A 24,293-nucleotide genomic window follows, 5' to 3' on the forward strand; every position below is an offset into this window, starting at 1 on the left:
GGGAATTCACCGGCACGCGGGCCACGGTCAGTGCCTCCCGCGTGGCACCTGCCAGTTACCTCATCCAAGGAGCGCCGCCGTGGACTTCGGACTCGTCCTGCAGGCCGACCCGCCCGCATCCGCCGTCGTGTCCCTGATGCGCCGCGCCGAGCGCAGTGGCTTCCGCTACGGCTGGACCTTCGACTCGGCCGTCCTGTGGCAGGAACCGTTCGTCATCTACAGCCGCATCCTGGAGCACACCGACCGCCTGATCGTCGGCCCGATGGTCACCAACCCCTACACCCGCACCCTTGAGGTCACCGCCTCCACCTTCGCCACCCTCAACGAGATGTACGGCAACCGCACCGTCTGCGGCATCGGCCGCGGCGACTCCGCGATGCGGGTGGCCGGCTGGCCACCGAACACCCTGGCCCGGCTGGGCGAGGCCATCGGCGTCATCCGGGATCTGGCCGAGGGACGGGAGGCGGAGGTGGGGGGCCACCGCCTGCAGATCCCCTGGATCAGGAACGGCAAGCTGCCGGTGTGGATGGCCGCCTACGGCCCCAAGGCCCTGGAAATGGCCGGGCGGTTGGCGGACGGCTTCATCCTCCAGCTCGCCGACCCCTTCCTCACCGAGTGGATGATCAAGGCCGTACGCGATGCCGCGGTGGCCGCCGGACGCGACCCGTCCGACGTCACCATCTGCGTCGCCGCGCCCGCGTACGTGGGCGACGACCTCGGCCACGCCCGCGAACAGTGCCGCTGGTTCGGCGGCATGGTCGGCAACCACGTCGCCGACCTCGTCGCCCGCTACGGCGAACACTCCGGTCTGGTCCCCGACGAGCTCACCGACTACATCAAGGCCCGCGAAGGCTACGACTACTCCCACCACGGCCGCGCCGACAACCCCGACACCGCCTTCGTGCCGGACGCCGTCGTCGACCGCTTCTGCCTGCTCGGCCCGGCCTCCGCGCATGTCGAAAAGCTGTGCAGACTGAGGGAGTTGGGCGTCGATCAGTTCGCGCTGTACGCGATGCACGATGCGCGGCAGGCGGTGATCGACGCGTATGCGACCGACGTCATTCCCGTGGTGAATGCCTGACCGGAGGGTGAGCCCCTCCGGCGCCGCCGGGACCCTCGCTCAGGCCGGTGAGGCGTGCGGCGGCCCGTTCCCAGGGCCGTCCGGCAGCAGGGCGACCAGCTGCCGGGTTCACGATCAGGCGAAGGAGAACAGGCCGACGCCCGTTGCCGCCAGGGCGGCGTGCACCGCGCCTCCGCGGTCAGGGAATGCGCGCGGTCCACTCGTCGGTCGCGTACTTGGTCCGTACGAGGTCCCGGGCGCGGGCCATCTCCTCGTCCGTGACGCCCCCTTGGACGAGTCCGTAGCGGCTGCGGAACGAGGCGATCATCCGGTCGATGACCGTGGCGCGCGGCAGGCCCGTCTGGCGCCGCAGCGGGTCGACCCGCTTCTTGGCGCTCCTGGTGCCCTTGTCGGAGAGCTTCTCCTTGCCGATGCGCAGGACATCGAGCATCTTGTCGGCGTCGATGTCGTACGACATGGTGACGTGGTGCAGGACCGCACCGGGCCCGCCGTCCGGTGCCACCATCCGCTTCTGCGCGGCGCCCGCGACCTTGCCGTATTCCGTGGCGATGTCGTTGAGCGGCTGGTACCACGCCTTGATGCCCATGTCGCCGAGCGCGGAGAGGACCCAGTCGTCGAGGTAGGCGTAGCTGTCGGCGAAGGACAGGCCGGAGACGAGGGACTCGGGGACGGCGAGGGAGTAGGTGATGGTGCTCGGGGGTTCCACGAACATCGCGCCGCCACCGGAGATCCGGCGGACCACCGTGATGCCGTGGCGGGCGGCCCCGTCGAGGTCGACTTCGTTGCGCAGGGACTGGAAGCTGCCGATGATGACGGCCGGGGAGTCCCATTCCCAGACGCGGAGGGTCGGGGGGCGTTGTCCGGCCGCCACCTGCGCGGTGATGACCTCGTCCAGCGCCATGTGGAGGGCGGGGGACTGGGGCGCCGCGTGAATGAGCTGCCAGTCGTAGTCGCGCCAGTCGGTGGCCCGCGCCAGCGCGCGGCGCACCGCGACGGCCACGCTCTCCGTGCTGAGACCGAACAGGACGGCCGACCCGGGCAGCGCGGCGTCGATCCGGCGCGTCAGCCCGGCGGTGTCCGTATCGGCGGGGGCGCCCTCCAGGGCCGCGTCGATCAGCGTGAGGGCTTCGTCGGGCTCCAGGAAGAAGTCCCCGGAGACCCGGACGTCCCGCAGGAGTCCCTTCTCCACGGCGAAGTCGACCACCACCAGCTTGCCGCCGGGGACCTTGTACTCGCCGTGCATGAGGCGCCCTCCGTGCCTATCGGGCGCGCCCGACCGAGAGGACGTCCCACATCTGTCCAACGGTAAGCGGACGCCGGCGATTCCCGGTGGAGCGGGCCGGGCCGGAGCGCCTGCCCCTTCTCCGGTCCAACTGGTCTTCCTTCAGGGCGGGTTGGAGGTGGCGTCGGCCCGAGGGGAGGGGGCGCCGTCAGCCCAGGTCCGCCAGCAGCCGGGGCAGCGCGCTGCCGATCGGCTCGCGGATCACCTCGTCGGCGATGTCGTCGTACGGCGTCGGCTCGGCGTTGACGATGATCAGGCGGGCACCGTGGTCGGCGGCGACCCCGGCGAGCGAGGCGGCGGGCTGCACCTGGAGCGTGGTGCCCACGGCGAGGAAGATCTCGGCGGCCTTGGCCACGCCCAGCGCCGTACCGAGCACCTCCGGATCCAGCCGCTCCCCGAACATCACCGTCGCCGATTTCAGGATGCCGCCGCACACCAGGCACGCGGGGTCCGGATCGCCCGCCGTCACCCGCTCCAGCGCCTCCTCCATGGACGACCGGGCATGGCAGCGGGTGCAGGTGACGGCGCGCGCCGTGCCGTGCAGCTCCAGGACCTTGCGCGCGGGCATTCCGGCGAGCTGGTGCAGCCCGTCGACGTTCTGGGTGATCACCCGCACGGGCATCCCGGAGCGGTCCAGCCGCGCCACCGCCTCGTGCGCGGCATTCGGCCGGGCCCGGAACGCCGGGCTCTCCAGCCGCATCCGCCACGACCGCCGCCGGATCTCCGGATCGGCCATGTACGAGTCATAGGTGACCAGCTTCTCGGCCTCCGGGTCGCGCCGCCACAGCCCGTTCGGGCCGCGGTAGTCGGGGATCCCGGAGTCGGTGGAGATCCCGGCGCCGCTCAGGATCGCGACGAGGGGGCGGCGGGCCGGCGCGTCGGCGGCCGGGTCGTGAGCGGAGCTGGTCATGGGCCGAGCGTACGCAGACGCGGCACGCGCCGTCCTGTCAGTTTTCGGTGTCGGGGTGCCAGCCGGGGGCGTGCTCGGCGGCGAGCGCGTCCCAGGCCTCGGCTCCGCCGGGCAGGGGCCAGGAGCGGGTGAGGTCCGGGGACACCTCGAGGTCGTGGAGCTGTTCTCCCAGTTGGCGGCTCGCGGCACCGGCGAGGACCTGGGCGAGCGCATCCCCCTCGGCGCAGGCCCGCTCCAGGGGCGCGAGATGCTTCTCGTAGGCGTCGATGGGGGGCTTGCCGGCCCATCTGACCCAGCGCTCCGATGCCTCGCGGGCCAGACGGAGGACGGCGGGCCGGCCGCCCTCGGCCAGCGCCGCCGCGACCCGGTCGTGCCCGTCCACCAGCACCAACGCGTCGAGACCGCCGATCCACCACACCAGGACGGGCGGCAGTACGCCCTCGCGGTACTGACGGCGGTACGCCTTCACCCGCGGCGCGTCCGGCGCGGACAGCGGGCGCAGCGGCAGGAGATCGCGCCGGTCCTCCTCGGGATCGCCGTAACCGAACCAGGTGATGTGGCCGACGGCAGGGTCGTGGACGGGCAGTCGCGCCCAGTTCGCGGCCGAGTCCCACTGTCGGGGCATGCCGGGCGTCAGCCGCCAGTCACCCTCGTGCAACGGTCCGTTGGGGGTCTCTCGCAGCTCGTTCGCGAAGCGCTGGGCCCAGCGGGCGAGCCAGCCGTCGTCGTCCGGGCACCCCTCCCGGTACGCGCGGGCCAGGCCGGCGCGCAGCGGGGGCAGCGGGGACGCGTAATGCCCGGTGCGGACGTAGTGCACTCCGCGGTGGGTGATCCGCTGCCGCGCCAGCAGCGCGACCCGGTCGCCCTGCCGCAGCACCAGCCGCCGCCCGTCGGCGACTTCGACGCGCAGCGGCGGGCGCACCGGTCCGTCGACGGTCAGCGACAGCCCGTCCCAGGGGACGCCGGAGACCGAGCGGGGGAGATTGGCGCGCTGCATGGACATGCAGAAAGGGTACGTACCCGGTGACCGTCCCTCCCGTGCAACGGACAAGGAGCCCCGTGTTCACCACCCGCCCCACCCTCCAAGGCACCTTCGGCATGGCCGCCACCACGCACTGGCTGGCGTCGCAGTCCGCGATGGCCGTCCTGGAGGACGGCGGCAACGCCTTCGACGCGGCCGTCGCGGCCGGCTTCGTGCTCCATGTCGTCGAGCCGCATCTGAACGGCCCGGCGGGCGAGGTGCCGATCCTCCTGGCCCCGGCCGGCGGCCCGGTGCGGGTGCTGTGCGGGCAGGGCCCGGCGCCGGGCGGCGCGAGCGTGGCGCACTACACCGCGCTCAGCCTCGACCTGGTGCCCGGCACCGGGCCGCTCGCCGCCGCCGTACCGGGCGCCTTCGACGCCTGGATGCTGCTGCTGCGCGACCACGGCACCAAGTCCCTCGCCGAGGTGCTGCGCTACGCCATCGGGTACGCCGAGCACGGCCATCCGGCCGTCGAGCGGATCGGCGAGACGGTGGAGACGGTCCGCGAGCTCTTCGAGACGGAGTGGACCACCTCCGCCGAGATCTATCTGCCCGGCGGCAGGTCCGTCGCCCCGGGCGGGCTCCTCAGGAACCGCCCGCTGGCGGCCACCTGGCGGCGTCTGATCGCGGAGGCGGAGGCCGCCGCGACCGGTCGCGAGGCGAGGATCGACGCCGCCCGCAGGGTGTGGCGCGAGGGCTTCATCGGGGAGGCGCTCGCCGCCTCCGCGAGCCGCCCGGCCATGGACACCTCCGGCGAGCGTCACCGGGGCACGCTCACCGGCGACGACCTGGCCGCCTTCCGCGCCACGTACGAGGACCCGGTCACCTACGACTGGCAGGGCTGGACGGTCGCCAAGGCGGGCGGCTGGTCGCAGGGCCCGGCGTTCCTCCAGCAACTCGCCCTGCTGCCCGACGAGTTGCCCGCGTACGGCAGCGCGGAATACGTCCACCGGCTCATCGAGGGCGGCAAGCTGGCGATGGCCGACCGCGAGGCCTGGTACGGCGACGCCGGGGACGGGGGCGCCGCGGAGGTGCCGCTCGCCACGCTCCTCGGCGCGGACTACAACGCCGACCGCCGGATGCTGATCGGCGAGCACGCCTCGTACGAGCTGCGGCCCGGCAGCCCGGACGGCCGTACCCCGCGGCTGAGCAAACACGCCACGGCGGTCGCCTCCGGGGACGCGGGCTCCTTCGCCCTGGGCATCTCCGGGGGCGGGGCGGGTGAGCCGACGGTCGGGCGCGGTGCGGCGCCGGACACCGCGGCCCCCGGCGCGCCCGAGACCGGCCGGAACGGCGCCACCAGGGGCGACACCTGCCATATCGACGTCGTCGACCGCTGGGGCAACCTGGTCTCGGCCACGCCCTCCGGCGGCTGGCTGCAGTCCAACCCCGTCATCCCGGCCCTCGGCTTCCCGCTCGGCACCCGGCTGCAGATGGCCTGGCTGGAGGAGGGCCTGCCCAACACCCTCACCCCCGGGCGCCGCCCCCGGACCACCCTCAGCCCCTCCCTCGCGCTGCGCGACGGCGTCCCGGTGATGGCCTTCGGCACGCCCGGCGGCGATCAGCAGGACCAGTGGCAGCTGCACTTCTTCCTCGCCGTGGCGCTGCGCCCGGCGGTCCGCGGCGGCCTCGACCTGCAAGGCGCCATCGACGCCCCGAACTGGCACAACGACTCCTTCCCGGGGTCCTTCTTCCCCCGGGGGATGCGGCCGGGGAGCGTGACGGTGGAGTCCAGGACCGGTACGGCGGTGATCGAGGACCTGCGGCGGCGCGGCCATCTGGTCACGGTGTGCGGCGCCTGGGAGGAGGGGCGGCTGTGTGCGGTGGCGCGGGATCCGGAGACCGGGGTGCTGGCGTCGGCGGCGAATCCGCGGGGGATGCAGGGGTACGCGGTGGGGCGCTGAACCCTCCCGTGGTCTGTGCGGCACCCGGAGTTCACCTGGGATCCGGTCGCTGTGTCAGTGCCGCGTGTTTCCATGGACGCATGATCGAAGCACTTCGTACCCATGATTCGGGAGATACCACGAACATCACCGCTGCCGCGGCCCTCCCGGCCACGGACTTCGCCCCCGGCCTCGCCGCCCTGGACCTGGCCGCCGTCGAGGCCGCCGTCCGCCAGGCCGCGGCCGACGAGATCATGCCGCGCTTCCGGCAGCTCGCCGCCGAGGACATCGTCGAGAAGAACGGCCCGCACGACCTCGTCACGGTCGCCGACCGGCGCGCCGAGGAACACCTCACCGCCGCGCTCACGGCCCTGCTGCCCGGCTCCCGGGTGGTCGGCGAGGAGGCGGTGCACGCCGACCCCGCCGTCCTGGACGCGCTGCGCGGCGACGCCCCCGTCTGGATAGTCGACCCGGTCGACGGCACCCGCCAGTTCGTCCACGGCGACCCCGGTTTCTGCACGCTCGTCGCGCTCGCCCACCACGGCGAGGTGCTCGCCTCCTGGACGTACGCCCCCGCGCTCGGCCTGATGGCCATCGCCCGCCGCGGCGCCGGCGCCGAGCTGAACGGCGTCCCGCTGCGGTCCGGCTCCCCGGACCCGGGCGCCGTCCTCGACGTCGCCACCTCCCACTTCGACTTCACCGACGACGACCAGAAGCGGGTGCTCGCCGCCCTGGACACCGGCGGTATCGCGCCGCGGCCGTGCGGCTCGGCGGGCCTGGAGTATCTGCAGATAGCCCGCGGCGACCTCGACGCCACGGCCTTCAGCTGGGAAAACGCCTGGGACCACGCCGCCGGGCTGCTGCTGGTCCACGAAGCGGGCGGCGCCAGCGGTACGGTCGCCGGGCAGCCGTTCCGCATAGCGGGCGGCAATGCGCTGCCGTTCACCGCGGCACGGGACGCCGAAACGGCCCGGCGTATCCTCGGACTGCTGGCAGCCGCCAACTGATCCTCACCGACGAGGGTCGGACTTGAGGGGAGTGGCGCAGGTGCCGAGGATGCTCGATGCCGTCGTGGTCGGGGCGGGGCCCAACGGCCTGACGGCGGCGGTCGAACTGGCCCGCCGAGGAATGTCCGTCGAGGTCTTCGAGGCCCGCGACACCATCGGCGGCGGAGCCCGCACGGAGGAGCTGACCCTCCCGGGCTTCCGCCACGACCCGTGCTCGGCGGTGCACCCCCTCGGCATGGGCTCGCCCGCCTTCGGCGCCATGCCCCTGGAGCGGTACGGGCTGGAATGGCTGCACCCGGATCTCCCGATGGCGCATCCCTTCCCGGACGGCACGGCCGCCGTGCTGGCCCACTCCGTCGGCCAGACCGCGATGTCCTTCGGCCCGCGCGATGCCGGCACCTACCGCAGGCTGGTCGCGCCGTTCGTCGGCAAGTGGGACAGCCTGGCCCACGACTTCCTGCGCACCCAGTGGCTGGGCCTGCCCAAGGACCCGGTGACCTACGCGCGGTTCGGCCTGGTGGCGATGCAGCCGGTCAGCCTGCTCAACCGCCGCTTCCAGGACGAGAAGGCCCGCGCCCTGATGGCCGGACTCGCGGCGCACTCCATCGCGCCGCTCGGCTCCTTCGGTACCAGCGGCCTGGCGCTGATGTTCGCGCTCGCCGCGCACGCGGGCGGCTGGCCGGTGCCGCGCGGCGGCTCCCAGGCCATCTCCGACGCCCTCGCCGGGCTGCTCCGCGCCCACGGCGGCGCGGTGCACACCGACTTCGAGGTCAAGCGGCTGGATGATCTGCCGCCGGCCCGCGCGTACATCTTCGACACCTCACCGACCGCGCTCGCCCGGATCGCGGGCCTGGGCAACGCCTACCGCGACGTGAAGTACGGTCCCAGCGTCTTCAAGATCGATTACGCGATGGCGGAGCCGGTGCCCTGGACCGCCGAGCAGGCCCGCCGGGCCGGCACCGTCCACATCGGCCCCACCAGCGGCGAGATCGGCGCCGCGCTGGACGCCGCCGTGACCGGCCAGGACCCCTCCGTCCCCTTCCTGATCACCGCCCAGCCCAGCCTGATCGATGACAGCCGTGCCCCCGCGGGCAAGCACACCTTCTGGGCGTACGGCCATGTCCCCAACGGCTGGGAGGGCGACGCCACCGACGTCGTCGAGCGGCAGATCGAGCGCTTCGCGCCCGGCTTCCGCGACCTCGTCCTGGCGCGCGCGGTCGCCGGACCGCCCGAGATCGCCGCCCGCAACGCCAACTACGTCGGCGGCGACACCGCCAGCGGCTCCGCGGCCGGGCTGCGCCTGCTCATCCGCCCCAAGCTCGCCCGGGTCCCGTACGAAACGGCGCACCCCGCCGTCTTCCTCTGCTCCCAGTCCACCCCGCCCGGCCCCGGCGTCCACGGCATGTCCGGCCACTACGCCGCCAAGACGGTCTGGCGCCGGCTGCGCGCGAACCGCCGCTGAGCAAATAGGCTCGCCGCCCGGCACGCCCCTGCTTACGCTCGGGCCTCATGAGCGCTGCCACCTCCCTCACCCTCATCCAGGGCGACATCACCGAACAGCCGGTGGACGCCGTCGTCAACGCCGCCAACTCCTCCCTTCTGGGAGGCGGCGGCGTGGACGGCGCGATCCATCGCCGCGGCGGCCCGGAGATCCTCGCCGAATGCCGTGACCTGCGCGCCTCCCGCTACGGCCGCGGCCTGCCCACCGGCGCGGCGGTCGCCACCACCGCGGGCCGGCTGCCCGCCCGCTGGGTCATCCACACCGTCGGCCCGGTGTATCAGGCGTCCGGCGGTGACGCCTCGCTTCTCGCCTCCTGCTACCGGGAGTCCCTCCGGGTCGCCGACGAGCTGGGCGCGCGGACCGTCGCGTTCCCGGCCATCTCCACCGGCGCCTACGGATGGCCGATGGACGACGCCGCGCGCATCGCGGTGGAGACGGTGCGGGAGACCCAGACGGCGGTGGAAGAGGTGCGCTTCGTCCTCTTCGGCGAGCAGGCGTTCGCGGCCTTCGCCGCGCAGGTGCGCTGACGGCGGCACGGGCTTCTCGGGTGTGCCACGGCCCCTCGAACGTGGCGTGCTTCCCGCTGCTCCCCTCCGCTCTCCACCCGAAATGCACTCTTCGTGCGCGCATGCAAGTCTGGTAGGGCCCATAGTCCGAGATCCGCCACAGGAGGCACGATCGTGGGCAAGAAACAGACCCGGCAGAACCGCGGCGCCCGCACCGGCGGGCATGAACGCAGCGCCACCGCGGAGACGAAGGGGCAGGCGAAGGCGTCGGCTGCCGCGCACGAGACGGAGCAACCGATCTCCAAGCACGTCGCCCATAAGCAGCTGCGGAAGTTCGGCCACAACTGATCTTCGCTGGTCGGCCGCAGCCGAGTGGAGTGCGTAGCGGTGGCAACCGGCACGGCACGGTGCCACCGGAGAGGGGTCTGTGCGGTCTGTGCGTTCCGGGGAGCCACCGAGTCCGCTGTGTACGTGCGCTCCTGAGCCACCGGCAGCTGAAAGCGCCGGCCGTCCCGCTCCGGCCCGTGCCGTACAGATGTCGGCTCAGCCGAAGATGTGGATGTTCTCGTCGACCCAGGTGCGCAGGGTGAGCGGTGCCGCGCCGGTGATCTTCTCGACGGCGTCGGAGATCTGCCGGTCCCAGGCGGCGGACTGCCGCTTGAGTTCGAGCAGGGCCTCCAGGCGCGGGCCGCCCCAGCCGAGGCGGTCGAACTCCGCCCGGGTCTCGGCGGCGGTGCGTTCGACGACCCTGACCTCCTGGCCGAGGGCCTCGCCGATGATCGCGCCCTGCCGCTGCGGGCTGAGGGCCTCGCCCCCGGTCAGGGTGTAGGCATGGCCTTCGTGGCCGGAGGTGGTCAGGACGTGGGCGGCGACGGACGCGATATCGCGCGGGTGGATCATGGCGGAGACCGGGTCGCCCTCGGTGACGTACATGGTCCGCTCGGTGCCGATGGTGCCGGCGTAGCCGTAGAGGTAGACCATGAAGGTGCCGGGACGCAGAACGGTCCACTCCAGGCCGGATTCTGCGATGACCCGCTCGCCGGCGCGGTGGCCCGAGGTGAGCGGATCGGTGGCGCCGAAACCGACACCGCTGGTGGAGAGCTTGACCAGGTGCCTGACACCGGCCTCGCGGGCGGCGGCGACCAGGGCGGTCTCCTGGACGGGGCCCTCGGGGCCGTAGCCCGGCGGGACGACGAAGACGCGCTCGACGCCGGTGAGGGCGGCGGGCAGGGTGTCCGGCTTGTCGAAGTCGCCGGCGACGACCTCGACACCGGCCGGGAGGTCCGCCTTCTCCGGCGAACGGGTCATGGCCCGCACCGGCACGCCTTCGGCGGCGAGCCGGGCGACGAGTTCGCTGCCGACATTGCCGGTGGCGCCAGTAACCAGAATCATGCGTGGTTCTCCTTTGAGGAATGTGCTGGTGAGGGATGTGCTGCCGGGGGACGTGCTGCATGGCGGGCGCCGCGCAGGGAGCACCCGCCGAGTGGTGCGTCAGGAAGTGCCGCGAGCGGCCGAGCCGGAGTCGGCGCGCTCGTCGGCGGAGGACGTGTCCCGCCCGGCCGCCGGGTGCCCGTCGGCGAGCTTGATGTCCTTGAGGAAGAGCGAGGCCACCAACCCGATGAGGGCGAGGGGGATGACCGCGTAGAAGAGGAAACGGAGTGAGTCCGCGTAGACACCGGCGAGTTCGAGCCTGAGGGAGGCGGACAGCTTGCCGATGACCTCGGGGGAGAGGGAGCCGTCCTCGTCGATGCGGACACCGGACCGGCCGAGACGGTCGTGCAGCCCGCTGCCGAGCCGACCTGTGAGGACGGCGGCGAAGAAGGAGACTCCGAGCGAGGTGCCGAGCTGGCGCAGGAGAGTCGTGGTGCCCTGGACGGCACCGATGTCCTGCATGCTCGCGGTGTTGCGGGCGGCGAGGCCGAGGGCCTGTGAGTTGAGGCCGCCGGCGATACCGAACAGCAGCAGGTAGACGACGGCGAGCAGAGGACCGGTCGAGGGCCCGGCGGTGGAGAACAGCGCGGCGGCGACCGCGAAGACGACCATGCTGAGCGCGGGGAACCAACGGTAGGAACCGGTGCGACCGATGACCTTGGTGCTGATGTACGAGGTCAGTACGACGGCCAGCATCATCGCCGTGAGGGCGAACCCGGATTCCTGGACGTCGAGGGTGAGGACGGTCTGCAGCCACAGCACCAGGTAGTTGACGATGCCGAGGCCGATGAATCCCGAGAGGAAGCCGAGGACCACGACGAGGGTGAAGGTCCGGTCGGCGAACAGCCGGAGCGGGATCACCGGGTCGACGGCGCGGCGCTGGGACAGGACGAAGAGCACCACGGCGACGACGGACCCGGCGGCGAGGCCGACGATGACCGGGGAGCTCCAGTCGTACGTGGTGCCGGCCCAGCCGGTGAGCAGGTTGAGGCCGACGATCGCGACGACGAGGAGGAGCACTCCGACGTGGTCGAGGCGGGCCTTCCGGCGGCGCACGGGCAGCTCCAGCATCGAGGAGACGACCAGCACGACGACCGCTCCGACGGGCAGGTTGAGGAAGAACACCCAGCGCCAGTCGGCGAGTTCGGTGAGGACGCCGCCGAGAGTGGGCCCGGCGAGGGAGGCGGCGCCGAAGGTGAGGGAGAACCAGCCGTAGTAGCGGGCGCCTTCGCGCGGGGAGAACATCTCGCCGATGACGGCGAGCACGGAGATGAACAGGCCGCCGCTGCCGATGCCCTGGACGACACGGCAGGCGATGAGCTGACCCATCGTCTGCGCGAGGCCGCAGAGCGCGGATCCGACCAGAAAGACGATGAGGGAGGCCAGGAAGACGCGCTTGCGTCCGAAGAGGTCGCCGAGCTTGCCGTACACGGGGACGGCGGCGCTGCCGCCGATGAGATAGCCGGTGGTGACCCAGGCGAACTGGTCGAGTCCCCCCAGATCGCTGACCACACGGGGCAGCGCGGTCGCGACGACCTGGGAGTCCAGCAGGGAAAGGAAGACCGCCGCCATCAAGGTGAGGACGACCGCGTGGGTCCTGGCCGACGCGGCCGGGGCCGCGGAGGCGTCGACGGCAGGCTCGGAGGAGCGGGAACGCATAGGGAAACCTCGTAATCGAGGAGCGACGCCGCGGTGCGGAGCATCGCCCGGAGTGGGAGTACGCAAAACGAACTCGGTGAAGAACGCTGCTCGCTTCAAGCAGCGGAGATGGGGTGGTCGGATCCTGTGTCCGACTCCGGCCTTCCTCGGCCCTCTCAACCGTCGATCGGTCCTCAACGGACGTGTCGATCGCGGTCCTTCGCAAGTCGCTTGGCTTCTCGCCGCTCCCTCTGTGTCGATTACAGCTGCCGGGCACGGTAGTGGAGGCTTCGCGAAACACGCAACCGTGTTCGAGTCGACGCCCGTGCGTCAGATGCCCGGATGCGGCGACTCACCGGAGGCCGGGAAGGCCCGTCGTCGGGAGAGGGCCAGCCTGCGCCGCTCCCGGTCGATCTCGGTGACGACGACGGAGACCTCGTCGCCGACCTGGACGGCCTCGCCCGGAGCCGCCACGGGCGACCGGTCGAGCTCGGGCAGGGGAACCAGGCCCTCGATCCCCTCGGCGACCCGGACGAACGCACCGAACGGGACCAGCTTGGTGACCTGCCCCAGCAGCGTCCGGCCCACGGCCATCCCGTCGGCGAACGCCTGGAAGGGGTCCGGCCGCATCGCGCGCAGGGACATCCTGGCCTCCCCGTTCCACGTGTCGAACTGGAGGAACTCACCGGAGACACGCTGGCCGACCCGCACGACGTCCGAAGCCGCCTTGATGCTGCGCCACGCCAGTTCGGGGATGGTGATGAACCCGACGCCGGGGAAGACCGGGTGGGCGGGGCCGTCGTCCAGCGCCACGAACACGCCGAACGGTTCGATGGCCGCGATCGTGCCGGAGAGGATCTCTCCGCGGTGGAGTGATCCGAGGAACGCCCAGAGTTCCGGGTTCTCGTCGGCTGCTATCGGCATGCGGGCTCTCCCTCTTCGGCCGGTTTCGGTGCGGTCTCCATGGTTGCCGACGGCCGACGGCCGACGACCGACGACCGACGGCCGACGGCCGGCGACGGTGCGGGACGCGCCCAATGTCCGCAGGGGGCCGGATCGATGTCCGGCCATTGACGTCCGGCCGTTGACGTCCGCCCATTGATGTCCGGCCATTACTGTCCGGCCTCTCCCGACCGAATTCGAAGGCCGGCGCTTTCGGGAAAGGTGGGGAATGGGCCCAGGGCCGCTCACCCCTTGGGGAAGCGGCCCCTGCGATATCCGTGGCCCGCCGGTGTGGCGCTGTCCGCCATTGCCGTAAGGGGCCACCCAACCCTCTTGAGAGGCCCCCCAACCCCCTTGACATACAAGCGACTTGACCTCCAAGGTCATTTCACCGGCCGCAACGTGCACGACCGTTCCCGTCCCGATTCCCCACCCGGAAGCAATGGCGAACGGACCTCTCCGCACTCTCTGCAAGAACACTTCTGGAGTTGCATTGCCTCGCCTGCGGCCTTACGGGGCCTTGATAGCCGCGGCCGGAAGCTGGGGCGTGGCCACCGCCGTCGCGAAATACGCCGTTGCGGGGATCGGCGCATTCACCACCCTTTTCCTCGAGGTCGGTGCCGCGGCGGCCGCGCTGTGGATCGCCATGCTGCGCGTACGTCCCCGCAGGACCGTGCCGCTGCGCCACTTTCTCTGTCTCGGTGTGCTGGAGCCGGTGGTGGCCTACGGCGCGCTCGACCTGGGGCTCCAGTACACCGGCGCGGCCGATGCTGCGCTCCTGGACGGGCTGCAATCCGCGATGGTGCTGGTCATGGGCGTCCTCTTCGTCAAGGAGGCGGTCAGCCGGCGCAGTGTGGCGGGGGTGCTCGTCGCCACCGTCGGCGCCGCGATGCTGACCGGTGCGCGTATCACCGTCGGCGGCGGTATCGGCGATGCCCTGGTTCTGCTGGGGGCCCTCGGCGCGTCGGCATCGGTGATTGTCGTCAGCCGGCTCGCCGCGGACGCCTCGGCCCTGGAACTCACCGCCTACCAATTCGGCTGCGGGTTTCTCTGCACGCTTCCCGTTATGGCCGTCGTGTGGGGCACGGGCGCCGAGCCGATTCCGGGCGCCGCGCAACTGCCGCATATCGCGGCCGCCGTGGCGATCGGACTGGTCGGCTTCGCGCTGGGCTATCTCGCCTACAACTACGCGCTGTCGCGGGTGGCCGTCGGCGTGGCCGGTATGGCCCTCAACCTGATCCCGCTTTTCGGCGTCGTGGTCGCCGTGCTGTGGCTCGGGGAGGAACTCTCCCTGCCCAAGGTGATCGGCGGGGCACTCATTCTCGCCGGGGTGTTTCTCTTTCCCTACGATGCGGACGCCGCGTTCGCGCACGATTCCGAAAATGCGGCCGCCATTCCTGAGGAGAGCCACTCATGACGGCCATCGTCACGTCCCCGGCCGGCCTGCCGGAGCGTGCGGGCTACGACCGGCGGCGCGGTTTGCCGCGCTTGCCGCCCTTCGGGCCGCCGGAACTGCCCCGTGGGTTCTTGCCCGTCGACTTGCCGGTGGATTTGCGGGCCGCGGGCTTGCGCGGCGCGGCACCCGCCTCGGCGCGCTTCGGCTGTGCCGGGGCGGCGGCGCGGCCCCGGGTGCTGTTGACCGTCCGTCCCCGGACGATCCCGATGAAGTCCTCCACCATGTCGGTGGTGGCGTCCTCCGGCCACGACAGCGCGACGCTCGACTGAGGGGCGTCCGTGACCGGCCGGTAGGTGAGGTCCTTGCGGTGGTGCAGGCGGGCGAGCGACTGGGGGACGACGAGGACCCCCACTCCCGCCGCGACCAGCTCGATGGCGTCCGCGGTCGTGGCGGGGCGCTCGTACGCGGGCCGTCCCGGCCGGGGCTCCCAGTCGAGGGTGTCATCGAGGGGATGCAGCACGATCTCGTCGGCCAGATCCTCGGCGGACACCTCGTCGACCGCCGCCACGAGGTGGTCCTTCGGGACCACGACCACGGTCGTCTCGGTGTAGAGGGGGATCGCGCTGAAGTACGTCCGATCGACCGGCAGGCGCACGAAGCCCGCGTCGGCGCCGCCGTCCCGCAGGACGTCGGAGGCCTCGGTGGCGGTCACGGCGACGAGGGTCAGCGGGATATCGGGCAGCCGCTCGTTCCAGATACGCACCCATTTGGCCGGAATCACGCCGGGGACGTACGCGAGCCGGAACGAAGGAGGTGCGTCGGAGCCTGTCACTCCGCCAGGTTACCGGTCGTGTTCGGAGGCATCGCACACGCTCGCTACTCTTGACAGCATGACGTCGCACCAGACCACCCAGACGATGAAGCCCGCAACCGCGGCGAAGAAGCTGGGTGTGTACCTCGAGGCCACCCCCGCCGAGTTCCAGGAGGGTGTCATCTCGCGCAGCGAGCTGAACGCGCTGCAGGCCAATCCGCCCGAGTGGCTCGTGGAACTGCGGCGCAACGGCCCGCACCCCCGCCCGGTGGTCGCGGCGAAGCTGGGCATCTCCATCTCGGGTCTCGCGCGGGGCGGTATCACCGAGCCCCTCACCACCGAGCAGATCGACGCGCTGAAGAACGACCTCCCCGAGTGGCTGCAGAAGGAACGCGCCACCCAGGCCGAGGTCCGGAAGGAAGCGGTGCGGATCAAGGAGATGCACAAGGAGAAGAACCAGGCGAAGGACGCGGAAGGGCGCGGCAAGGAGCGCTGACGAAGGCCGCGCAGCCCTTGGGCGGAGTGGCCGCGGCGTACCCGGGCGGCCGCTCCCGGCCGGGTACCCGGCGGTGCCGCCGGCGCGGCTACTCGAACCGCGCGGTGTCGCCTCCCCCTCGGCGTACGATCTCGAGTTCGCCGCCGGAGAAGTCGATGACCGTGGTGGGCTCGGTGCCGCAGTCGCCCGAGTCGATCACGGCGTCCACCACATGGTCGAGCCGGTCCTTGATCTCCCAGCCCTGAGTCATCGGCTCGTCGTCGTCGGGCAGCAGCAGGGTGCTGGAGAGCAGCGGTTCACCGAGCTCGGCGAGCAGGGCCTGGGCGACGACATGGTCCGGGATCCGGACCCCGACCGTCTTCTTCTTCGGGTGCAGCAGCTGGCGCGGCACCTCCTTCGTCGCGGGGAGGATGAAGGTGTAACTGCCGGGCGTCGCCGCCTTGATCGCGCGGAACACGTCATTGTCGATGTGCACGAACTGACCTAGCTGCGCGAAGTTCTGGCAGACCAGCGTGAAGTGGTGACGGTCGTCGAGATTGCGGATCGACCGGATCCGGTCGATGCCGTCGCGGCTGCCCAGCTGGCATCCCAGCGCGAAACAGGAGTCCGTCGGGTACGCGACGAGCGCGCCGGAGCGGATGCTGTCCGCCACATTGCTGATGGTGCGCGGCTGAGGATTTTCTGGGTGCACGTCGAAATACTTCGCCATCCGCCGAGTCTAGGCCGTCGCAACCTCCGCTCTCGGGCGGGCGCGGCGGCGGCGCCGGTCCCGCCGGCGAGTGCGCAGGAGCGCGCGTCCGTCGGCCTGCGTAGGCCGGGGGAATCGCCGCCGTTCCGGAGTCCGGATCCCGGGGGGTGTGCGGCGAGGTCGGAACGTCGTTTCGGCGCGGTTCCGCGGGCGCGATCGGATCCGGCCTGGGAGGCCGAAATGCGCGCCGTGTCTCGCAATGTGGGCGCTCTCGGCGTGGCGTGTTGAATCGCGGCCGAATATCACGGGTGAAGTGATATAGGGGGGCCTGCCGCCCGGCGGATGCGCCGAAAAACGGCTGATGCACGAGCCGAAAGGCGAGCCGTTACCGGCGGGATAGCGAGCGGCGCATACGGCGAAATGTGAGGGATCTGTGAAGTGGTGTACGGCTGCCGCCCGCATATTCCGGCACTGTTCTCGCCAAGGTGCGGCCGAAATTGCATCATGCGACCTCACGGAGTTCTCCCGGGGTGCCGGGATGCGGAATCCGTAAGGGGGTGATGTGCCGTTAAACAGACAGTCCCGGGCAACGGGTGCAGCCGAGACAAGAGGCCCGTGTGCTGGGTAAACGGAAGTAACAGCGGTGGGGACGAGGCCGTGCCGCAGGTTTGATACGGTGCCAGGTCCGGTGGTTTTCGCGCTGGTGAGTCGCGACGCGCCGGGCGGGAGAGGGTGCTCGCACTACGGCCTTGGGTGAGCTACCTGTACCAGTGACCCACTTGTGAACCCCCTGTTCGGTGTTGCTCGGAATAGGTATGTTGGGCGTATCTGACACGTCAGGCAGGGCGCGGCGGCGGATGATTTCGCCGCGGTATAGGAGAAGGCATCGATGAGTCACGTGAAGTCGAGCGAATTTATCGACCGCGCGCCCGAGGTCGTCACGCTCGATAACGTAACGAAAATCTATGACGCGACCCCGAACGCGGTGTATGCGCTGCGCGGTGTGAACCTCGCGGTAAGAGCCGGCGTGTTCCTAGCGGTAATGGGCAAGGAGAAGTCGGGAAAGACGACTCTGCTGAAGTGTCTTTCCGGGGAGATCCAGCCGTCGTCCGGGTCCCTGAGCCGCCGTGCCGGGGCCCAGGGCGGCGTCATGGTGCCCTGGCCGACCGAGCCGGAGGGCGCCTCGTCGCTGGAGGCCGCGCTCGCCCGGCGTCCCGAGCTGCTGCTCGCCGACGAGGCGTCGGAGGAGTGCGGCGCGGCGCTGCGGCGCGCGGTGGAGGACCGGGGGGTTGCGGTGGTCATGGCGACGACGGCACCGGCCGCGGCGGCGCGGGCCGATGCCGTCGTGTTCCTGAACGACGGGGCCGTGGTCGACATGGTGGCCGACGCCGGCCCGCAGACGATCAGGGAGTGCCTGGAGCGGGCCGCCGGGTTCGACGCCGCTCGCTGAGCGGTTCGTCGCCGAGCGGTCGGCCGCCGGGCTGCCGGCCGCTCAGCTGTCGGTCGCCGGGCTACCGGCCGCTGACGTGTTGGCCGAGCGTCCGGCCGACGATCTCCAGCAGCGGGGCGGCCTCCCGCAGGAAGAAGTGGTCGCCGGTCAGCTCGTGGGAGGTGAAGCGGCCGCCGACGTGCTCGGCCCAGTCCTGGACCTGCCGGTGGGTGGCCTCCGGGTCGGCGGATCCGGCGAACGCGGTCACGTCCACGGGGATCACGGCGTCCGGGGCCGGTACGCAGTTCTCCGCGAGCGCGAAGTCGGCGCGCAGCATCGGCAGCAGCAGCTCGATCAGCTCGGGGTTCTCCAGGAACTCCGGCGGGGCGCCGTTCATCTTCCGTATCTCCGCCAGCAGTTCATCGTCGGGCAGTGTGTGCCGCAGCACCGGGCTCGGGTGCGGGACGCAGCCGGAGACGAACACATGCACCGGGCGGGCGGGGCCGCCCTGGCACAGATGCCGGGCGAGGGAGAAGGCGATTTCGCCGCCCATGCTGTGGCCGAAGAAGGCAAAGGGCTTGTCGAACCAGCCCGCCAGGTTTTCCGCGAGTTCCGGTACGAGGTCCTCGACGCGGGTCCGGGGCGCCTCGCCGAAGCGTTCCTCGCGGCCCGGCAGCAGGACGGGGCAGACCTCGACGGTCTCCGGGAGAAAGCGGCTCCATGAGGTGAAGAGGCTGGAGCCGCCGCCGGCGTAGGGGAAGCAGAACAGCCGGACGGCGGCCGCGGGCCGCGCCGGGCGGGCGACCGCCCAGCGGGGCGAGGCGGAGCGTGGGTTGACGGGCATGGGTCACCTTTCCGAGAGTTCCTCGGTTTCCGAGGCGGGTACGGGGTGCAGTGCGTCCTCCGTTGCCGCAGGTTCGCCGCTGACGGAGGTGAACGCGCGCAGCGCGGGGCTCAGGCCCGCGGCCAGCGCGGCCAGCAGCAGAACGCCGCTGCAGACCAGGACGGCCGTCGTCCGGCCGCCGCCATCCACCAGAAGCCCGCCGAGCAGCGGCCCCGCGGCACCCGCGGCGCCGCCGGCCAGCCCCAGCGCCGCGCTGACCCGGCCGCGCAGCCGGTCGGGCGTCCGGGCCATCTGGTACGTCACCACGGCCGTCTGCACGGTGGGCGCCAGGAAGGCGACGGCGGCCAGTACGGCGCCGAAGAGATAGCCATTGGTCCGCACCAGGAGGAGCGGCGTGAGGGCGGCGCCCAGCCAGCCCAGCAGGATGATCGCGGCGCGGGGCGTGAGGAGCCGGTGCATACGGGGCGCCAGCAGGGCGCCGGCCAGACCGCCGGCGCCGACCAGCACGCCGATGGCGCCGATCTCGGCGGCACCGATGTCCGCGCGCTCGGCGACCGTGAGAACGATGAGGTAGAGCGCGTTGAAACAGACGCTCACACCGACCGCGACGAGCATGCTCGCCCGGATGACGGGACGGTGCCAGATCCAGCCGATGCCCTCGCGGATCTCGCTGCCCAGGGAACTCCGGCCGCCACCACCGCCGTCGGCGTCCGCCGCGGCCGGTCCCTTGAGCCGCAGGAAGAGCAGCATCACGAACGAACCCGCGTAGGTGGCCGCGTTGACCAGGAACGGCAGGGCCTTGTGGGCGCTGAAGAGGAAGCCGCCGATGCCGGGGCCCGCCAGGGTGGCGATATAGCTGCGGGCCGCACTGACCGAGACGGCCGTCGGCAGCTGGTCCCTGGTGACGACCTGGGGGAGGGCGGCCTCCTCGGCGGGGGCGAACATCGCGGCGGCCGCACCGTCGACCACCGCGACGGCCACGATGTACGCGAAGGACACCCCGTCGCCGAGCAGCGCCAGCGCCAGCCCGGCCATCATCGGGACCCGGGCCAGCTCGCACAGCAGCATGACGCGCTTGCGGTGCCAGCGGTCGATCAGCGCACCGGCCGGAATGAGGACCACCAGCCGGGTCAGGGCACTGACGGCGCCGGCCGCGCCCGCATTGACGGCCGAGTCGGTGAGCATCAGGATCAGCAGCGGCAGCGCGAACACCGATATCTGCGCGCCGAGTTCGGAGAGCGCCTGACTGCCCCACAGCAGGTGGTAGTGGGTGTTGCGGCGCAGCGGGACGGTCATGGGCGCATGCTGCCATCGGCCTTCCGGCCGCGGCAGGTGTTTAAGGCTGAGCGCAACTGCCCTGGTGGGGAGGGTGATCAGGGGCGCGCCCGGCTCGCTGAACCCGTGATGGTGGTGCAGGCTCCACCCCGGTTCGGGGGTGCGGTGTACTGACCTGCACCGGCCGCTCGGACACCATGGATGGCAGACAGCGCGGCCCCGGGCCGTGCGAGACGACGGTACGACTGGAGACCTCTCATGGCACGTACGAACCGCAAGAGCGGCTGGATCGTTCCCCCGCTGTTCGTCTTCTTCGCGGGCGCCATGCTGACGTCGGTGATTTCCCACGCGGTCACCGGCGGTACGCACACCGCCGTGATGATCGCGGGCTTCACCCTCGATGCCATCGCACTGCTCTGGGGAGTGCTGCGCTGGCAACGGGCCGGCAGCGCCGATGACTGAGCCGCTCGCACCGAGGCCGCACCGCGGCATCGCACCGGGCCGACCCACAGACTTCCGGACAGACCTTCCGAGGAGAACAGCAGCATGAATGCGTCCATGGCCCGCAACGGCCCCCTGCGCGGAAAGTGGAAGACCGCTGCCAGGACCGCGGTCGCGGCCCTCATCGTGGTCCCGGCGGCATTCGGCATGGCCGGCTGCGAGAATTCCCCGCAAAAGGCCCTCGACCGGGGGGACATCTGTCTGAAGATCCTGGATGTGGCGCTGTTCGACCCCAACCCCAAGGACGCGGCGGCCGCGCAGAAGGACGCCGAGGAACGCGCCGACAAGCTGGATGCGCTGGCGAAGAAGACGGACGACGAGAAGATCCGCAAGGCCGCGCAGGACACCGCGAAGGAGCTGCGCCGGTCGACGCCGAAGGAGCGCACGCCCAGTTCCGTCGCCGACTATGTGGCGGACCAGAACAAGCGGCTGAAGCAGCTGCGCAGCACCTGCACCTCCGTCGGCGACTACCTCTAGGCCTCTGGACCTCTAGGTCTCCGGACCTGGAGGCCCCCAGACCTGTAGGCCGGTAGGAAGTCGCCCCACGAACCGGGCTTCCCGCGTGGTCAGCCATCCCCCGTTGGGGCCGCGCGGGAATTCCCGCCCCCGGGTGTTCGGAGCCCCCCGTCTCCGGACACCCGGGTTTTTTCCGTGCCTCTTCCGTCGCGCGCCCCGCGGGCCCTTTCTCAGATCGCCGGGCTTTCCGGTGCGGCGTTGCCCAGATACGCCAGTACGGCCAGCACCCGGCGGTGCACACTGCCGCCCTCCGGAGGCAGCCCGAGCTTGTCGAAGACGCCGCGGATGTGCTTGCTCACCGCGCGTTCGGTGATGACGAGTTTCTCCGCGATGGCGGCATTGGCCAGGCCCTGCGCCATCATTTCCAGCACCTCGTGCTCGCGCGGGGTCAGGCCCTGCAGTGGCCGGGCGGCGGCCTTCTGGCTGACGATCTCGGTGACGACCTCGGGGTCGAGCGCGGTGCCGCCGCTGGTGATGCGCTCCAGCGCCTCCAGGAACTGCTCGACGCGGCCGACCCGGTCCTTGAGGAGATAGCCGATCCCGCGGGCGCCCTGCGCCAGCAGCTCGGCGGCATAGGCCTGTTCGACGTACTGGGACAGCACCAGGATCGGCAGGTCGGGCAGCTCCTGCCGGGCCTGCACGGCGGCGCGCAGGCCCTCGTCGCGGAAGCTCGGCGGCAGCCGTACGTCCAGGACCGCGGCGTCGGGGCGGTGTTCGCGCAGCGCCGGCATCACCTCGGGGCCGGCCGCGCAGGTGGCCACCACCTCATGGCCGTTGCTGGTCAGCAGCAGGACCATGCCTTCTCGTAGCAGCGCATTGTCCTCCGCGATCACGATCCGCACGGCAGCTCCACTTTCAGCTTGGTCGGCCCGCCCTTGGGGCTGGTGAGGCTGGTCGTGCCATCGAGTGCGGCGACCCGCCGGCGGATGCCGACCAGGCCGCTGCCGCCGTATTCATCGGCGCCGCCGCGACCGTCATCGGTCACGGTCACCTTCAACAGTCCGTTGCCCCGGGTGAATCGTACCGACGCCTGGGTGGCCCGCGAGTGTTTACGGATATTGGTCAGCCCCTCGGCCACCACGAAATACGCCGCGGCCTCGACCGATGCGGGCAGCCGGCGGCCGTTCTCCACCGAATTCAGGCTCATTTCCACCGGGATATCGGACGAGGCCGCCAGGGCGCGCACCGCACCGGCCAGCCCCCGGTCGGTCAGGACCGGCGGATGGACCGTGCGCACCACGTGCCGCAGATCGGCCAGGGCGCCCTCGACGCCCGCCTGGGCCTCGTCGAGACGGGCGAGCGTGGCGTCCGGATCGCTGCGTACCTGTTGCTTGGCCAGACCGATCCGGACCGACAGCGCGACCAGCTGCGCCTGTACGCCGTCGTGCAGATCCCGTTCGATACGGCGCAGTTCGGCGCTGTGCGCCTCCACCGCACCGGCCCGGCTCTCCGACAGCTCGGCGACCCGGTCGGCCAGCCGCGCAGAGGCCGAGGGACGCAGCAGCGCCGCGGTCCACCGGGCCTGGGTGTCGGCCAGCGTCACGATGTGGCGCAGCAACAGCGACCGGCGCGGGGCCGCGGGCACGCCGTACGCGGCCTCGCGGCGCCGGGCGAGCACGCCGCCCACGCCCATCCCCAGGCCGTCGACCAGCAGCCCCGTCAGCCACAACGGCAAGGTCAGCACGCTGAAGACGATGTGGGTCAAGGTGGCCATCGGCAGCCACAGGGCGTCGCGCCAGGTGCCGGGGTCGGTCAGTGCCAGACGCAGCCGGTCGACGGTGGCGCCGTCGAGCGGGAGGTACTCCTCGGGGACCGGGGTGCCCAGCCAGCTTCCGGCGCGCACCCGCTCATATCCGGCCAGTCTGCGCAGCAGCCGGACGATCTCCGGCATCGCCGGCGCGCCGATCAGGAACAGCGTGAACAGCAGGCCGATCGGCACCAGGAAAGCGGTCAGAAAGCACAGCCAGGCCATCGGAATACCGAAGTAGAGGTAGTAGCCGGCGTGCCAGGAGTTGCGTAATTGGGTGGTGAAGTCGTCCATCGTGGGCTCCCTCGGGGGCGGGACGCACAGCCGGTCCCGGCGCAAAGTGAGGATACGGATCACGGTATTCGCACGGGGGCGAACCCGCGGTGGGCCGGTCACCCCAGGCGATGGTGGAGCAGGCTGAACCCCGGGACGGGTGTGCGCTCCATCGTGTCCGCGGGCCGTGATCCATACCGTTCAGAGCAGGCGGAAAGCCACCGTGAACGGCAGTGGCCGGATGGCACGGACGAGATCGGACGAGACCGGGCTGCCCGGTCGGACAAGGCCCGGAGGGCACACATGGTCAGGCTTCGCACGGCGAAACGTGCCACGACGGCGGCCGGCGGACACCCGGCCGCGCCCCCCGGCCCGGCGGCCGCGCTGACCCTGGACTCGGTCACCCGCAGCTACCGCCGCGGCGGCCGCACGGTCCATGCGCTGGACGACGTCAGCCTCACCCTGCGGCGCGGCCGGTTCCTGGCGGTCATGGGCCGCTCCGGCTCCGGCAAGACCACGTTTCTGCAGTGCGCCGCCGGGCTCGACCGGCCCACCTCGGGCACGGTACGGATCGGCGAGACCGATCTGTCGAGGCTCAGCGAGGCGGGCCTGACGCGGCTGCGCCGGGACCGGGTCGGCTTCGTCTTCCAGGCGCTGAATCTGGTGCCGTCGCTGACCGTTGCGGAGAACACCGCGCTGCCGATGCTGCTCGGCGGCGACCGGCCCGAGGACCCGGCCGTACGGGAGCGGGCGCTGGCCGTCCTGGCCGCGGTGGGGCTGGCCGACCGGGCCGACGACTCGCCGCTGACGCTCTCCGGCGGCCAGCAGCAGCGGGTGGCGATCGCCCGCGCGCTGGTCACCGACCCCGCCGTGATCTTCGCGGACGAGCCGACCGGCGCCCTCGACCCGGTCACCGCCCGCGATGTACTGACGCTGCTGCGCGATGCGGTGGACCGCGAGGGGCACACCGTGGTGATGGTCACCCACGACCCGGTGGCCGCGTCCTGGACGGACGAGGCGCTGTTCATCGAGGCCGGACGGATCGTCAGCCGGATGGAGCGCCCCGAGCCGGACGCGGTGGCGCGGACGCTGGCCGGACTCGGGGAGCGGTGAAC

At 71.6% G+C, this 24,293-nt stretch carries 24 protein-coding genes; 12 read left to right on the forward strand and 12 right to left on the reverse strand.

The features are described from left to right. Window positions 1-79 precede the first annotated feature (79 nt). The gene (locus tag AC5677_RS31115; protein ID WP_497191199.1) at window positions 80-1,081 is read left to right on the forward strand and encodes a TIGR03842 family LLM class F420-dependent oxidoreductase; all 1,002 of its coding nucleotides are present in this window, start codon (window positions 80-82) and stop codon (window positions 1,079-1,081) included. 178 nt (window positions 1,082-1,259) lie between these two features. On the opposite strand, the gene lplAB is transcribed toward AC5677_RS31115, so the two are convergent. The 3 genes from lplAB to AC5677_RS31130 all read right to left on the reverse strand — a co-directional run bounded on the left by lplAB (window position 1,260) and on the right by AC5677_RS31130 (window position 4,276). Then, window positions 1,260-2,324, reverse strand: a complete 1,065-nt coding sequence (gene lplAB / locus AC5677_RS31120; RefSeq protein WP_497191200.1) for a lipoate-protein ligase LplAB — start codon at window positions 2,322-2,324, stop codon at window positions 1,260-1,262. 187 nt (window positions 2,325-2,511) lie between these two features. Then, window positions 2,512-3,273: an SIR2 family NAD-dependent protein deacylase gene (locus tag AC5677_RS31125; protein WP_497191201.1), complete on the reverse strand. Its 762-nt coding sequence runs from the start codon at window positions 3,271-3,273 to the stop codon at window positions 2,512-2,514. 37 nt (window positions 3,274-3,310) lie between these two features. Then, a complete protein-coding gene (locus AC5677_RS31130; RefSeq protein ID WP_497191202.1) occupies window positions 3,311-4,276 on the reverse strand; it encodes a hypothetical protein in 966 nt (321 codons plus the stop codon). Window positions 4,277-4,332: 56 nt separating this feature from the next. On the opposite strand from AC5677_RS31130, the gene AC5677_RS31135 reads away from it, so the two are divergent. The 5 genes from AC5677_RS31135 (at window position 4,333) to AC5677_RS31155 (ending at window position 9,539) form a co-directional block, all read left to right on the forward strand. Continuing rightward, on the forward strand, window positions 4,333-6,198 hold the full coding sequence (locus AC5677_RS31135; RefSeq protein ID WP_497191203.1) for a gamma-glutamyltransferase family protein: 1,866 nt from the start codon (window positions 4,333-4,335) through the stop codon (window positions 6,196-6,198). Between the two features lie 80 nt (window positions 6,199-6,278). After that, the gene (locus AC5677_RS31140) at window positions 6,279-7,184 is read left to right on the forward strand and encodes an inositol monophosphatase family protein (RefSeq protein WP_497191204.1); all 906 of its coding nucleotides are present in this window, start codon (window positions 6,279-6,281) and stop codon (window positions 7,182-7,184) included. A gap of 40 nt (window positions 7,185-7,224) precedes the next feature. After that, the gene (locus AC5677_RS31145) at window positions 7,225-8,646 is read left to right on the forward strand and encodes a phytoene desaturase family protein (RefSeq protein ID WP_497191205.1); all 1,422 of its coding nucleotides are present in this window, start codon (window positions 7,225-7,227) and stop codon (window positions 8,644-8,646) included. 47 nt (window positions 8,647-8,693) lie between these two features. Next, complete coding sequence (locus AC5677_RS31150) at window positions 8,694-9,212, forward strand: O-acetyl-ADP-ribose deacetylase (RefSeq protein WP_497191206.1); 519 nt, start codon at window positions 8,694-8,696, stop codon at window positions 9,210-9,212. 153 nt (window positions 9,213-9,365) lie between these two features. Continuing rightward, window positions 9,366-9,539 (forward strand): hypothetical protein, encoded by a 174-nt coding sequence (locus AC5677_RS31155; protein WP_497191207.1) that lies wholly within the window; start codon window positions 9,366-9,368, stop codon window positions 9,537-9,539. 195 nt (window positions 9,540-9,734) lie between these two features. Here AC5677_RS31155 and AC5677_RS31160 read toward each other — a convergent pair whose 3' ends face one another. The 3 genes from AC5677_RS31160 to AC5677_RS31170 form a co-directional block, all read right to left on the reverse strand. Continuing rightward, window positions 9,735-10,583: an SDR family oxidoreductase gene (locus AC5677_RS31160; RefSeq protein ID WP_497191208.1), complete on the reverse strand. Its 849-nt coding sequence runs from the start codon at window positions 10,581-10,583 to the stop codon at window positions 9,735-9,737. Between the two features lie 99 nt (window positions 10,584-10,682). Further along, window positions 10,683-12,281: an MDR family MFS transporter gene (locus AC5677_RS31165; RefSeq protein WP_497191209.1), complete on the reverse strand. Its 1,599-nt coding sequence runs from the start codon at window positions 12,279-12,281 to the stop codon at window positions 10,683-10,685. A gap of 309 nt (window positions 12,282-12,590) precedes the next feature. Continuing rightward, the gene (locus AC5677_RS31170; protein WP_497191210.1) at window positions 12,591-13,184 is read right to left on the reverse strand and encodes a S1 RNA-binding domain-containing protein; all 594 of its coding nucleotides are present in this window, start codon (window positions 13,182-13,184) and stop codon (window positions 12,591-12,593) included. A 460-nt stretch (window positions 13,185-13,644) separates the two neighbouring features. Here AC5677_RS31170 and AC5677_RS31175 point away from each other — a divergent pair, with 460 nt between their 5' ends. Further along, window positions 13,645-14,619 (forward strand): DMT family transporter, encoded by a 975-nt coding sequence (locus AC5677_RS31175; protein WP_497196826.1) that lies wholly within the window; start codon window positions 13,645-13,647, stop codon window positions 14,617-14,619. Window positions 14,620-14,662: 43 nt separating this feature from the next. On the opposite strand, the gene AC5677_RS31180 is transcribed toward AC5677_RS31175, so the two are convergent. Continuing rightward, window positions 14,663-15,430: a LysR family transcriptional regulator substrate-binding protein gene (locus tag AC5677_RS31180; RefSeq protein WP_497191211.1), complete on the reverse strand. Its 768-nt coding sequence runs from the start codon at window positions 15,428-15,430 to the stop codon at window positions 14,663-14,665. A 58-nt stretch (window positions 15,431-15,488) separates the two neighbouring features. Here AC5677_RS31180 and AC5677_RS31185 point away from each other — a divergent pair, with 58 nt between their 5' ends. Then, window positions 15,489-15,905, forward strand: coding sequence for a DUF5997 family protein (locus AC5677_RS31185; RefSeq protein ID WP_497191212.1), 417 nt, complete (start codon window positions 15,489-15,491; stop codon window positions 15,903-15,905). A gap of 88 nt (window positions 15,906-15,993) precedes the next feature. Here AC5677_RS31185 and AC5677_RS31190 read toward each other — a convergent pair whose 3' ends face one another. Then, entirely contained in the window at window positions 15,994-16,614 is a 621-nt protein-coding gene (locus AC5677_RS31190; RefSeq protein ID WP_497191213.1) for an L-threonylcarbamoyladenylate synthase, read from the reverse strand. A gap of 868 nt (window positions 16,615-17,482) precedes the next feature. Here AC5677_RS31190 and AC5677_RS31195 point away from each other — a divergent pair. Then, the gene (locus tag AC5677_RS31195; protein WP_497191214.1) at window positions 17,483-18,043 is read left to right on the forward strand and encodes an ATP-binding cassette domain-containing protein; all 561 of its coding nucleotides are present in this window, start codon (window positions 17,483-17,485) and stop codon (window positions 18,041-18,043) included. A 61-nt stretch (window positions 18,044-18,104) separates the two neighbouring features. Here the strand turns inward: AC5677_RS31195 and AC5677_RS31200 are convergent, their stop codons facing one another. After that, window positions 18,105-18,866: a thioesterase II family protein gene (locus AC5677_RS31200; protein WP_497191215.1), complete on the reverse strand. Its 762-nt coding sequence runs from the start codon at window positions 18,864-18,866 to the stop codon at window positions 18,105-18,107. A 3-nt stretch (window positions 18,867-18,869) separates the two neighbouring features. Beyond that, entirely contained in the window at window positions 18,870-20,162 is a 1,293-nt protein-coding gene (locus AC5677_RS31205) for an MFS transporter (RefSeq protein ID WP_497191216.1), read from the reverse strand. 237 nt (window positions 20,163-20,399) lie between these two features. Here AC5677_RS31205 and AC5677_RS31210 point away from each other — a divergent pair, with 237 nt between their 5' ends. Together AC5677_RS31210 and AC5677_RS31215 are read left to right on the forward strand one after the other, a co-directional pair. Then, window positions 20,400-20,603: a hypothetical protein gene (locus AC5677_RS31210; RefSeq protein ID WP_403497334.1), complete on the forward strand. Its 204-nt coding sequence runs from the start codon at window positions 20,400-20,402 to the stop codon at window positions 20,601-20,603. 84 nt (window positions 20,604-20,687) lie between these two features. Continuing rightward, window positions 20,688-21,119, forward strand: a complete 432-nt coding sequence (locus tag AC5677_RS31215; protein WP_497191217.1) for a DUF8711 family protein — start codon at window positions 20,688-20,690, stop codon at window positions 21,117-21,119. Between the two features lie 209 nt (window positions 21,120-21,328). Here AC5677_RS31215 and AC5677_RS31220 read toward each other — a convergent pair whose 3' ends face one another. Both AC5677_RS31220 and AC5677_RS31225 read right to left on the reverse strand, forming a co-directional pair. Next, entirely contained in the window at window positions 21,329-22,000 is a 672-nt protein-coding gene (locus AC5677_RS31220; protein ID WP_497191218.1) for a response regulator transcription factor, read from the reverse strand. Further along, window positions 21,988-23,199: a sensor histidine kinase gene (locus tag AC5677_RS31225; protein WP_497191219.1), complete on the reverse strand. Its 1,212-nt coding sequence runs from the start codon at window positions 23,197-23,199 to the stop codon at window positions 21,988-21,990. Before AC5677_RS31225 ends, AC5677_RS31220 begins: the two co-directional genes overlap by 13 nt. A 282-nt stretch (window positions 23,200-23,481) precedes the next feature. Between AC5677_RS31225 and AC5677_RS31230 the strand changes: the two genes are divergently transcribed. Next, window positions 23,482-24,291, forward strand: coding sequence for an ABC transporter ATP-binding protein (locus AC5677_RS31230; RefSeq protein ID WP_497191220.1), 810 nt, complete (start codon window positions 23,482-23,484; stop codon window positions 24,289-24,291). The last annotated feature ends 2 nt before the right edge of the window (window positions 24,292-24,293 follow it).

The organism is Streptomyces sp. JLSY215, assembly GCF_059682825.1.

Excerpts from the sequence above, each read along its gene's own strand:
- lplAB (WP_497191200.1), bottom strand. The coding sequence starts at position 2,324 with ATGCACGGCGAGTACAAGGTCCCCGGCGGCAAGCTGGTGGTGGTCGAC.
- AC5677_RS31125 (WP_497191201.1), bottom strand. The coding sequence starts at position 3,273 with ATGACCAGCTCCGCTCACGACCCGGCCGCCGACGCGCCGGCCCGCCGC.
- AC5677_RS31130 (WP_497191202.1), bottom strand. The coding sequence starts at position 4,276 with ATGTCCATGCAGCGCGCCAATCTCCCCCGCTCGGTCTCCGGCGTCCCC.
- AC5677_RS31140 (WP_497191204.1), top strand. The coding sequence starts at position 6,279 with ATGATCGAAGCACTTCGTACCCATGATTCGGGAGATACCACGAACATC.
- AC5677_RS31150 (WP_497191206.1), top strand. The coding sequence starts at position 8,694 with ATGAGCGCTGCCACCTCCCTCACCCTCATCCAGGGCGACATCACCGAA.
- AC5677_RS31160 (WP_497191208.1), bottom strand. The coding sequence starts at position 10,583 with ATGATTCTGGTTACTGGCGCCACCGGCAATGTCGGCAGCGAACTCGTC.
- AC5677_RS31165 (WP_497191209.1), bottom strand. The coding sequence starts at position 12,281 with ATGCGTTCCCGCTCCTCCGAGCCTGCCGTCGACGCCTCCGCGGCCCCG.
- AC5677_RS31170 (WP_497191210.1), bottom strand. The coding sequence starts at position 13,184 with ATGCCGATAGCAGCCGACGAGAACCCGGAACTCTGGGCGTTCCTCGGA.
- AC5677_RS31175 (WP_497196826.1), top strand. The coding sequence starts at position 13,645 with ATGGCGAACGGACCTCTCCGCACTCTCTGCAAGAACACTTCTGGAGTT.
- AC5677_RS31185 (WP_497191212.1), top strand. The coding sequence starts at position 15,489 with ATGACGTCGCACCAGACCACCCAGACGATGAAGCCCGCAACCGCGGCG.
- AC5677_RS31190 (WP_497191213.1), bottom strand. The coding sequence starts at position 16,614 with ATGGCGAAGTATTTCGACGTGCACCCAGAAAATCCTCAGCCGCGCACC.
- AC5677_RS31195 (WP_497191214.1), top strand. The coding sequence starts at position 17,483 with ATGAGTCACGTGAAGTCGAGCGAATTTATCGACCGCGCGCCCGAGGTC.
- AC5677_RS31200 (WP_497191215.1), bottom strand. The coding sequence starts at position 18,866 with ATGCCCGTCAACCCACGCTCCGCCTCGCCCCGCTGGGCGGTCGCCCGC.
- AC5677_RS31205 (WP_497191216.1), bottom strand. The coding sequence starts at position 20,162 with ATGACCGTCCCGCTGCGCCGCAACACCCACTACCACCTGCTGTGGGGC.
- AC5677_RS31210 (WP_403497334.1), top strand. The coding sequence starts at position 20,400 with ATGGCACGTACGAACCGCAAGAGCGGCTGGATCGTTCCCCCGCTGTTC.
- AC5677_RS31215 (WP_497191217.1), top strand. The coding sequence starts at position 20,688 with ATGAATGCGTCCATGGCCCGCAACGGCCCCCTGCGCGGAAAGTGGAAG.
- AC5677_RS31225 (WP_497191219.1), bottom strand. The coding sequence starts at position 23,199 with ATGGACGACTTCACCACCCAATTACGCAACTCCTGGCACGCCGGCTAC.
- AC5677_RS31230 (WP_497191220.1), top strand. The coding sequence starts at position 23,482 with ATGGTCAGGCTTCGCACGGCGAAACGTGCCACGACGGCGGCCGGCGGA.